This is a genomic window from Microcystis sp. LE19-84.1B, from assembly GCF_027531875.1.
Taxonomy (GTDB): domain Bacteria; phylum Cyanobacteriota; class Cyanobacteriia; order Cyanobacteriales; family Microcystaceae; genus Microcystis; species Microcystis panniformis.
Map to the genome: position 1 here is coordinate 1 of NZ_JAPZSR010000245.1, position 9414 is coordinate 9414.

Consider the following 9414-nt stretch of genomic DNA (forward strand, 5'->3'; position numbering starts at 1 on the left):
GAGGAGAAGTTCCACTTGTTGGGGACTCAATTGACTGCTATCAATAATTAACCAACAGGAGGAAGGTCCAGTTCCCAATTCCTGCACACCAATCTGGACATCTGCGGGCATGGCCATCAACTTTAGCAGTTTTTCCAGCCATTGTTTAGCTTTCTCGCTATTTTGCTCCCATATACTCATTACGATGTTTTTTCCTTTTTCTTGCTAGAACGTTTTTCAAAGGGGAGAGCATCGCGGGATTTTTCCGTTTTTTCCTGTTCCGCTACCAATTTTTGCAGGTTTTCCGGTAACGGTTCCCGCATCAAAATCACCGTTTGAATAGTTTGGAAGATGTTCGCAGTTAAGATATACATCAATACCCCCGCCGGTAAGGGGAAAAACAGGAACATCATACTAAAAATTACCGGGGTGATTTTATTCACCGTTTGTTGTTGTTGGGCTGCTCCCCCCGAAGGAGCGCCGGCACCGGATAACTCTTGGTTAACATAGATACTAATGCCGAAAGCGATCACCATCGCCAAAATATCCCAGTGAATTTCACCATTGGCACCGGTTGCCCCAATTCTTCCCAGGGCCTCAATAAAGAGAAAACCCGTATTAGCGGCAATCCCCGGCACGATAACTTTAATACTGGCATCTCCGGGGGCTAAAGCGACGATGGAACCGTCTTCATTCACTTGCACCAGTTCTTGACCTTTAACCACCTCGTAGGTGGGTTTTAGGTTATTTTCTGGTGCTTCCGTGGCTAATTGGCTTAAAGACTTGCCCTGGTCGTTTTGCAGGTCGATTTTTACCTGTTCTCCCGGGGCAATTTTATTGCCTTGGGGTAAAAAAGCGGTGATGGGATAGTGGAGAGACTCGTCAATATAAACGTTTTGGGGTTTGGTGCCATAGGGTTGGCGCTGGACGAGGGCGATTTGTTCGCTCGGCAGCACTTGTAAATCGACGGTGTAGTTAATATCCGAGAAGGGGGAACCCCGCAGCGTCGCAAATAAAGCCAAAAGAATCGGCATTTGTAATAACAGGGGTAAACAACCCGCTAGGGGATTGCCCAACTCCTGCATTAATTTGCCCATTTCCTCCTGTTGTTTTTGGGGGTCGTTTTTGTAGCGTTGTTGAATTTCTGCCTGTCTTTCCTTCATTAGGGGTTGAGTGATTCGCATTTTTCTCATATTGCGAATCTGGCCGGCACTGAGGGGAAAGACGGCAAATCTGACCACCAGCGTTAAAGCAATGATGGCGAAACCGTAACTATGCACAATCCGAAAGAAAAAATCTAGGATTGGCAACATGATATTTGTGGAAATAAATCCGACTCCAAAATCCATGGCTTTAATCTATGCCTTCTCGTTTAATAGGGGTTCACTTTGACAAATCTAATTTATCGAATCTCGGCGATCGATTATTTTGTTTTATTGACTGATGATCGATTCTAGGGGACGACCGGTTTTATCGGCGACTCTTTCGGCAATGTAGTCATGAATTTCCCGGAATTTCGGCATCGCGCGCATTTCTAAACGACTTCTATCCTTGAGAGTTACGACAATATCCCCCCAAAGACCAATTCCTCTCGGCATTTTTGCCACTTTTGCCACTTCTGAATAGATAATATCTGTGCGATCGCGTCCCATCCAACCCCCGGTGATCGAAATCCGCCGATCGGTTATCTTATATCTTAACCAGATTGCCCGCACCACTGCCCCAACGGTTAAAGGTAAACAAATCACTGTAAATCCTAGCAGTATATTGATGATTAGGTCGCCGATGTGCGGACCGCCTTCATAAAAAGTTTCTTCTTTAATGCCCATGAATTATATTGGCCTTCACTAACAACTGCTTTAATTCTCGCAAAAAATGTTCATAATTGCACTCGATCGCCCCTGGACGGATAATGATTATCCCTCGCCATCCTGTCGCTATTTCTGGCAATAACTGCCGAATTACCGCTCGCATTTGCCGTTTTAGTCGATTACGAACCACCGCTTTTTTACTAACTTTCTTGCTAATCGAGATGCCAAAACGACTGGGAAGAGGCTTATCTGGTCCAGAATCCTCTAAACTAATTAAGGTTAAGTGGGAACCGTGATAACGCTTCCCTGTTCCATAGACAGCTTGAAAATCCTGCCGATGTTTTAAGCGGTGAATTTGGGGTAATCCCACGAAAATTAGTCGGTTCCCAGAATAACCTAAACACTTAAACGATAGCGCCCTCTTTTCCGACGAGCTTTAATCACTTTACGTCCGTTGACGCTACGCATTCTCGCTCTAAATCCGGAAGTGCGCTTCTGTTTGCGCGTGGTTCCTTCTAAAGTACGTTTACTCACTGCCGATTTTCCTCCTTAAGATAGAGTTAGTCTATAGATACAAAGACACAATTTTTAATTATAACAAAATTACTAGGAATTGGGAAGCCCATGGTCAAGCTCCGTTTTGGTCGGGATATCTGTAATTGTCTCCCGGTGGCTGAAAAGCGCGAATGGTTAGTCACTAATGGTATTGGGGGTTTTGCTGCGGGAACCGTGGCCGGATTGCTAACTCGCTGTTATCATGGCCTCTTGATCGCTGCTTTGGCTCCACCGACGAAAAGAACGCTGGTAGTGACTAAAATCGATGAATCGGTACAATATAACCAGAAACTCTATCATCTGGCCAGCAATCGCTGGTTAGGTGCTACGATCGAACCACAAGGCTATATTAATATCGAAAGTTTTCATCTGGAAGGGACAATTCCCGTCTGGACTTTTATCTGTGGGGATGCCTTACTAGAAAAGCGTATCTGGATGGAACAGGGAGAAAATACCACCTATACTCGCTATACCTACCTTCGCGGCAATTCTCCTTTAACCCTGAATCTCACTGCTTTTGTCAATTATCGTGATTTTCACGGCAATACCCAGGGTTTTAACTGGCAAATGGATATTAGTCCCCTAGAAAAAGGAGTAAGAGTGATTGCATATAACAATGCTGTACCTTTTTATCTATTAATCAGTCAAGGAGAGGTTTTTCCCGCTCATATCTGGTATTATCGCTTTGATTTGGCCGTGGAACGTTATCGTGGTTTAATTGATCGGGAAAATCATCTCCATGCCGCCAGTTTTTCGGCTACTCTTAAAGTGGGAGAATCGGTGACAATTGCCGCTAGTACCCGTCCCGATCCGAATTTAGACGGTCAATCTTCTCTAGAGTCTCGCTATCGCTACGAGAGTAGTCTGATTAATCCCCAGCAGCCTCAATGGATTCAACAACTTACCCTCGCTGCCGACCAGTTTATCGTTAGTCGTCCTCTCCGGGATCAACCGGACGGCAAAACGATAATCGCAGGTTATCCTTGGTTTGGTGATTGGGGTCGCGATACGATGATCTCCCTAAGAGGATTAACTTTGACTACAGGCCGACCTGCGATCGCCCGTCAGATTTTACTAACTTTTTCCCGTTATCTAGACCGGGGTTTATTGCCGAATTTGCTACCCGATGGCGGAGAAATCCCCGAATATAACGCTGTCGATGCTATTCTTTGGTATTTTGAAGCCATTCGTTCCTATTTTAACCAAAGCCAAGATTTTGAGTTTCTCAAAACTATTTATCCCGCTTTAACGGAAGTGATCGCTTGGTTTCGTCGCGGTACTCGCTACAATATTCACCTAGATGACGATGGTTTGATCTATGCCGGCGAAACGGGAGTACAGTTAACTTGGATGGATGCCAAAGTTGATGATCTAGTGATTACTCCCCGCATCGGCAAACCCGTAGAAATTAATGCTCTTTGGTTCAATGCCCTAAAAATTATGGTTCAATTTGCCCAGTATTTGGGCATGGATGCCACTGATTACGAAAAAATGACAAAAATGACCTTAAAAGGGTTCTCTCGCTTCTGGGACGATTCTCTGGGGTATTGCTACGATGTTTTGGATACGGACAAGGGCAATGATGCCAGTTTACGACCGAATCAACTTTTTGCCCTGTCCTTGTCGGTGGAGGAGTTATTAAATTCCCCACAGAAAAAGGCCATTGTCGATATTTGTGCTTTAAAATTGTTGACTTCTCGCGGTTTGCGATCGCTTGCTGCCGATCATCCCGATTACCGTGGCGTTTACAGTGGCGATCGCTTAAAAAGAGATAGTGCCTACCATCAGGGGACAGTCTGGGGATGGTTATTAGGGGCATTTATCGAAGCCCATCTAAAAGTCTATCGCGATCCCATCCTGGCTGAGAGTTTTTTAACACCGATGATCGATCATCTTCGGGATAGCTGTATCGGTAATTTAAGTGAAATTTTCGATGGTAATGCCCCTTTTACCCCTAGGGGAGCTTTTGCCCAAGCATGGACAGTGGCAGAGGTATTAAGGGTTTGGCAAGTGATCCGAGAATTTCGGCCATAATCCTTTAAAATAAGCAATGGTTAGGTGTGTTAGTCCTCCCAAAGGACCGACCCTAAAAACCTCAGTTAGACCGTTAAAGACAAAACTCTCATGGAGAAACCGCAAGTTATTTTTCTCGATGCTGTGGGGACACTTTTTGGGGTAAAAGGCAGTGTCGGAGCAATTTATAGCCAAATAGCGGCGGATTTTGGGGTAGAGGTGGTGGCCGAGAGTCTAGAACAATCTTTCTTGGCTATTTTCCCCAATTCTCCACCCCTAGCTTTTCCTGATGTTGAACCGGCACAAATTCCTCAGTTAGAGTACCGCTGGTGGCGATCGCTGACTGGGGCAGTTTTTAATAAATTAGGTTATCTGGAAAGATTTCCCGATTTTGAGGCTTTTTTTGGCGAACTTTATCATCATTTTGCCACGGGCGAGCCTTGGCTGCTGTACGAGGATGTCATTCCCGCTTTAAGACTCTGGCAGATTCAGGGGATCGAGTTGGGCATTATTTCTAATTTTGATAGTCGTATCTACCAAGTTTTGGCCGAATTAGGCTTAGAATATTTTTTTCGATCGATCACGATTTCTTCCCAGACAGGAGCAGCCAAACCCGATCCGGAAATTTTTCAAATCGCCCTACAAAAACATGATTGTCCCCCCGCACAAGCTTGGCATATTGGCGATAGTAAAAAAGAGGACTATCAAGGGGCAAAAGCCTTGGGTATAGAAGCGTTTTTAATTAAAAGATAAAAGCGAGAAAAAGTCTTTCAGTGGGGATGAGGGATAGGTGATCGGGAGGGAATACAGACCCTACTGGCTAATACCTAACCCTCAAACCAGTTTAATCCCCATCGGAATTTTAGACTGATTCCTGGGATGGAATGGAAGTGGATTCTGACGGATCAGCGTTAGGATCTGTCTCTTTGGGGGCAGCCACTTTTACCAAAGCATGACGCAAAACATCTTCTCCGAGAGTGTATCCTCGCACTAGCTGCTCGACCACCGTGCCTTCGGGATGTTCATCGGTGTACTCCCGCATCATCGCTTCGTGGTAGGTGGGATCAAAGGGTTGACCTTCCGGACGCATGGGGGAAACGCCTAAACGCTTGAGACTCTCTACTAAGATTTTATAGACCCCTTGATAACTCTTGTGAATACCCATCTCGCCATCATTAGCCGGTTTAATTTGAGTACGGGCGCGCTCAAAATTATCCACCACGCCAAGAATTTCCATCAGGGTTTTGCCCTTGATTTTTGTGTCCAGTTCCTCTTTTTCCTTGGCTGTGCGTTTGCGAAAATTGTCGAACTCGGCCGCTAGAGTGATATAGCGTTTCTTATAGGCATCAACCTGTTGGGTTTGCTCCTCTAACTGCTGTTTGAGAGTGTCGATTTCTTCTTGTAGAGTATCGATAGTCATTCCGTCCAGAAGGGAAAATTCCTCGCTAGAGGCGGCCTGATCCGTCACAGTTTTGGCTTCATCGGTGACACTGGCTTCCGATTCGGTGGTCAGGGATTCGGGGGAATTAGGAAAGGATTCTTGGTTTTCGTCGAAAATTACTGAGGTATTTGGTTCTGCACTCATAGTAGACAATTTTATTGGGTAATTTGGCAATATATGACCATTTACTGCTAATTTTGGTCTTTAAGTACCAGCTAATAATCAAGGTTTAACCCTTAATGTAACATTTTGTGGACAAGATGCGTAACTGGATATAAGCGACCCCGATAGATAATCGGTGATCTAGAAAAATTTTTGCTAGAATGCAATTTTACCAGTAAAATTGGGAACATTTAAGGGTAGTGGAGAGGTTAAGAATCGTCTATGACATTTTCTTCCAAGAAAACCCGTGCCGTTGCCCTACGCAATTACTTTTCCCCCTTTGGTAACAAGTTGGTGCAGTCGGGATATATCGGTGCCGACCAAATGCAACAGGCCCTGGTGGAAACACGGAAATCGGGACGATCGCTAGTAGAAATATTACAACAACTAACTGGGCGCCCTTTGCCCCCGGATTTGCAGCGACAGTACAAGAAAAATCAGTTATTTGAATTAAAAATTCTCTACGGAGTCGAATCGATCGACCCCGAATTGAGCGATGTGGATGGAATGGAAATAGCCCGATTGATCGATTCTTTGATTCCGATCGATCTTTGTCGTCGCTATCGTCTCATCCCCCTGCGAAAGATCGAAGGAGAGCCGGCTGCGATTTTGATAGCCATGGTCGATCCCGACAACCTCGAGGCTTCCGACGATATTAATCGTATTCTCCGCCCCAGGGAGTTAGGTTTACAGCGTTTGGTGATTACTAGCGAAGATTATGAAAGATTACTGGAAAAATTCCACTCGGCTCAACCGGAGCTAGAACAGGAAAAAGCCCGACTGCAAAAAGAAAAAGAACTAGAAAAACTCTCGGATCTCACTGGTATTGTCAGCAATATTGAGGTGGCCTCTGGTGCGGCTAACGATGAAGTGGCCGATGATCTCGGAGAAGGGGAAGCTAATCAAGCTCCCGTCATCAACCTCGTCAATAAAATTATAGCTAAAGCCCTACAGGAAGGGACTTCCGATATTCACATCGAACCCCAAGAAGAATTCCTGAAAATTCGCTTTCGCAAAGATGGAGTTCTTCATCAAGCTTTTGATCCACTGCCGAAAAAAATTACCCCGGCGGTGACAGCCCGTCTTAAAATCATGGCCGAGCTCGATATCGCCGAACGTCGTCTTCCCCAAGATGGTAAAATTCGGCGGATGTATCAAGGGCGGAAAGTGGATTTTCGGGTTAATACCCTGCCCAGTCGCTACGGGGAAAAAGTCTGTTTACGGATTCTCGATAACTCGGCCACCCAGTTGGGTTTAGATAAACTGATCACCGATCAAAAGACCCTGCAAATCGTCCGAGACTTGGCCAGTCACCCTTTTGGTCTGTTGCTGGTGACAGGCCCGACCGGTTCGGGGAAATCCACCACTTTATACTCGGTGTTAGCGGAAAGAAATCACCCCGGGGTCAATATTAGTACGGCCGAAGATCCGATCGAATATTCTCTACCAGGCATCACCCAGGTGCAGGTAATTCGCGAAAAAGGCATGGATTTCGCCTCGATTCTGCGGGCATTCATGCGACAAGATCCGGATGTGATTCTGGTGGGAGAAACTAGGGACAAGGAAACGGCCAAAACAGCGATCGAGGCCGCCCTAACCGGTCACTTGGTCCTAACTACCCTACACACCAACGATGCCGCAGGTGCGATCGCTCGTCTCGATGAGATGGGGGTTGAACCGTTTATGATTTCTGGTTCTCTCTTGGGAGTTTTAGCCCAGCGTCTCATGCGGCGCGTCTGTAGCCAGTGTCGAGTCGCCTATCACCCCAGTCAAGAGGAATTAGCCCGTTTTGGTCTTTCCGCCGCCAATGAACGGGAAGTGACCTTTTATAAGGCTAATACCCTCACCCTTGAGGAAATTCAACAGGCGCGAAAACAGGGCAATCTCTGCCTTAAGTGTAGCGGCAGCGGTTATAAAGGTCGCATTGGTGTCTATGAGGTAATGCAGAATAGTGAACGACTACAGCAGTTAATTAACCAAGGGGCAACCACTGATCGCATTAAGGAGACGGCCGTCGATGAGGGCATGGTGACACTCCTAGCCTATAGTTTAAATCTGGTGCGCGAGGGTTACACCACCCTCGAAGAAGTGGAACGGGTGACATTTACCGATTCCGGTCTGGAAGCGGAACTAAAAGCCAAACGGAAAAGCGGTTTAATCTGTCGTGGTTGTCGCGCCGAACTACAACCAGAATGGCTCGATTGTCCCTATTGTATGACACCGCGATTTAGTGATTAAGACAGTTTTTCAGTTATCAGTTATGAGATTTGAGTTTTAAGTAAGGAGTATTAAGTGAGTAGTCTTAAATAGCACTTTCCCAATGTCTTTTCACTGGTTACTGTTCACTGATTTTACCTTAGAGATGGGGTTTAACTTATGGAATTAATGATCGAAGATTTAATGCAACAATTGGTCGAGATGGGCGGTTCTGATATGCACATTCAGTCTGGGGCGCCAGTCTATTTTCGCATTAGTGGCAAACTCGCCCCGATTAATGAAGAATCTTTAACCCCGCAAGATTGTCAGAAATTGATTTTTAGTATGCTCAATAATACTCAAAGAAAAGAGTTAGAGCAGAATTGGGAATTAGACTGTTCCTACGGGGTGAAAGGATTAGCAAGATTTAGGGTCAATGTTTATAAAGAAAGGGGAGCTTATGCAGCTTGTTTACGGGCTTTGTCCTCTAAAATTCCTAACTTTGAACAATTAAATTTACCTAGAGTAGTACGGGAGTTATCGGAAAGACCGCGGGGATTAATTCTCGTAACTGGCCAAACAGGTTCAGGTAAAACTACCACTTTAGCGGCAATTTTAGACTTAATTAATCGGACTAGGTCTGAACATATTTTAACTGTAGAAGACCCAATTGAATACGTTTTTACTAATATAAAAAGTCTGTTTCACCAACGACAAAAAGGGGAAGATACCAAGAGTTTTGCTAACGCTTTAAGAGCATCTTTACGGGAAGATCCTGATATTATCCTCGTGGGAGAAATGCGGGATTTAGAAACAATTAGTTTGGCAATCACGGCGGCAGAAACCGGTCACTTAGTCTTCGGAACCCTACACACTAGCTCGGCAGCGGGAACAGTGGATCGGATTATTGACGTTTTTCCTGCTAACCAACAGGCACAAATTCGCGCCATGTTATCCAATTCTTTACTAGCAGTTTTTAGTCAAAACCTAGTCAAGAAAAAAAATCCTAAACCAGGGGAATTTGGCCGGGCAATGGTACAGGAAATCATGGTGGTAACTCCAGCGATCGCCAACCTAATTCGGGAAGGAAAAGCCCCCCAAGTCTATTCAGCAATTCAAACGGGAATGAAGTTAGGAATGCAAACCATGGAACAGGGATTAGCTAATTTAGTTGTTAGGGGTGTTGTCTCTTTGGAAGAGGCCATTTCTAAAAGCGGTAAACCCGATGAATTACAACGTCTTATCGCCGGGGCCAGC

9 protein-coding genes and 1 pseudogene are annotated in these 9414 nt (G+C 45.3%); 4 read left to right on the forward strand and 6 right to left on the reverse strand.

Annotated features, from left to right (window positions below):
* The 5 genes and pseudogenes from O9324_RS14045 to rpmH all read right to left on the reverse strand — a co-directional run.
* Positions 1-180, reverse strand: a pseudogene (locus O9324_RS14045) (RNA-binding protein); the annotation flags it as partial.
* On the reverse strand, positions 180-1328 hold the full coding sequence (gene yidC, locus O9324_RS14050) for a membrane protein insertase YidC (protein ID WP_002771384.1): 1149 nt from the start codon (positions 1326-1328) through the stop codon (positions 180-182). The gene yidC and the pseudogene O9324_RS14045, both read right to left, overlap by 1 nt.
* An 84-nt stretch (positions 1329-1412) precedes the next feature.
* Positions 1413-1808, reverse strand: coding sequence for a PH domain-containing protein (locus O9324_RS14055; RefSeq protein ID WP_002738951.1), 396 nt, complete (start codon positions 1806-1808; stop codon positions 1413-1415).
* On the reverse strand, positions 1798-2160 hold the full coding sequence (rnpA, locus tag O9324_RS14060; protein ID WP_287626946.1) for a ribonuclease P protein component: 363 nt from the start codon (positions 2158-2160) through the stop codon (positions 1798-1800). The genes O9324_RS14055 and rnpA overlap by 11 nt, the downstream gene beginning before the upstream one ends.
* 26 nt (positions 2161-2186) lie before the next feature.
* Entirely contained in the window at positions 2187-2324 is a 138-nt protein-coding gene (rpmH, locus tag O9324_RS14065; protein ID WP_002739276.1) for a 50S ribosomal protein L34, read from the reverse strand.
* 90 nt (positions 2325-2414) lie between these two features.
* Here rpmH and O9324_RS14070 point away from each other — a divergent pair, with 90 nt between their 5' ends.
* On the forward strand, positions 2415-4379 hold the full coding sequence (locus O9324_RS14070) for an amylo-alpha-1,6-glucosidase (protein WP_288140496.1): 1965 nt from the start codon (positions 2415-2417) through the stop codon (positions 4377-4379).
* Positions 4380-4469: 90 nt separating this feature from the next.
* Positions 4470-5111, forward strand: coding sequence for an HAD-IA family hydrolase (locus O9324_RS14075; RefSeq protein ID WP_288140497.1), 642 nt, complete (start codon positions 4470-4472; stop codon positions 5109-5111).
* A gap of 109 nt (positions 5112-5220) precedes the next feature.
* Here O9324_RS14075 and grpE read toward each other — a convergent pair whose 3' ends face one another.
* On the reverse strand, positions 5221-5943 hold the full coding sequence (gene grpE, locus O9324_RS14080) for a nucleotide exchange factor GrpE (protein WP_288140498.1): 723 nt from the start codon (positions 5941-5943) through the stop codon (positions 5221-5223).
* A 240-nt stretch (positions 5944-6183) separates the two neighbouring features.
* On the opposite strand from grpE, the gene O9324_RS14085 reads away from it, so the two are divergent.
* Entirely contained in the window at positions 6184-8199 is a 2016-nt protein-coding gene (locus O9324_RS14085) for a GspE/PulE family protein (RefSeq protein ID WP_287626943.1), read from the forward strand.
* A 138-nt stretch (positions 8200-8337) separates the two neighbouring features.
* The coding region (locus O9324_RS14090; RefSeq protein ID WP_288140499.1) for a type IV pilus twitching motility protein PilT at positions 8338-9414 on the forward strand (1077 nt) is incomplete at its 3' end.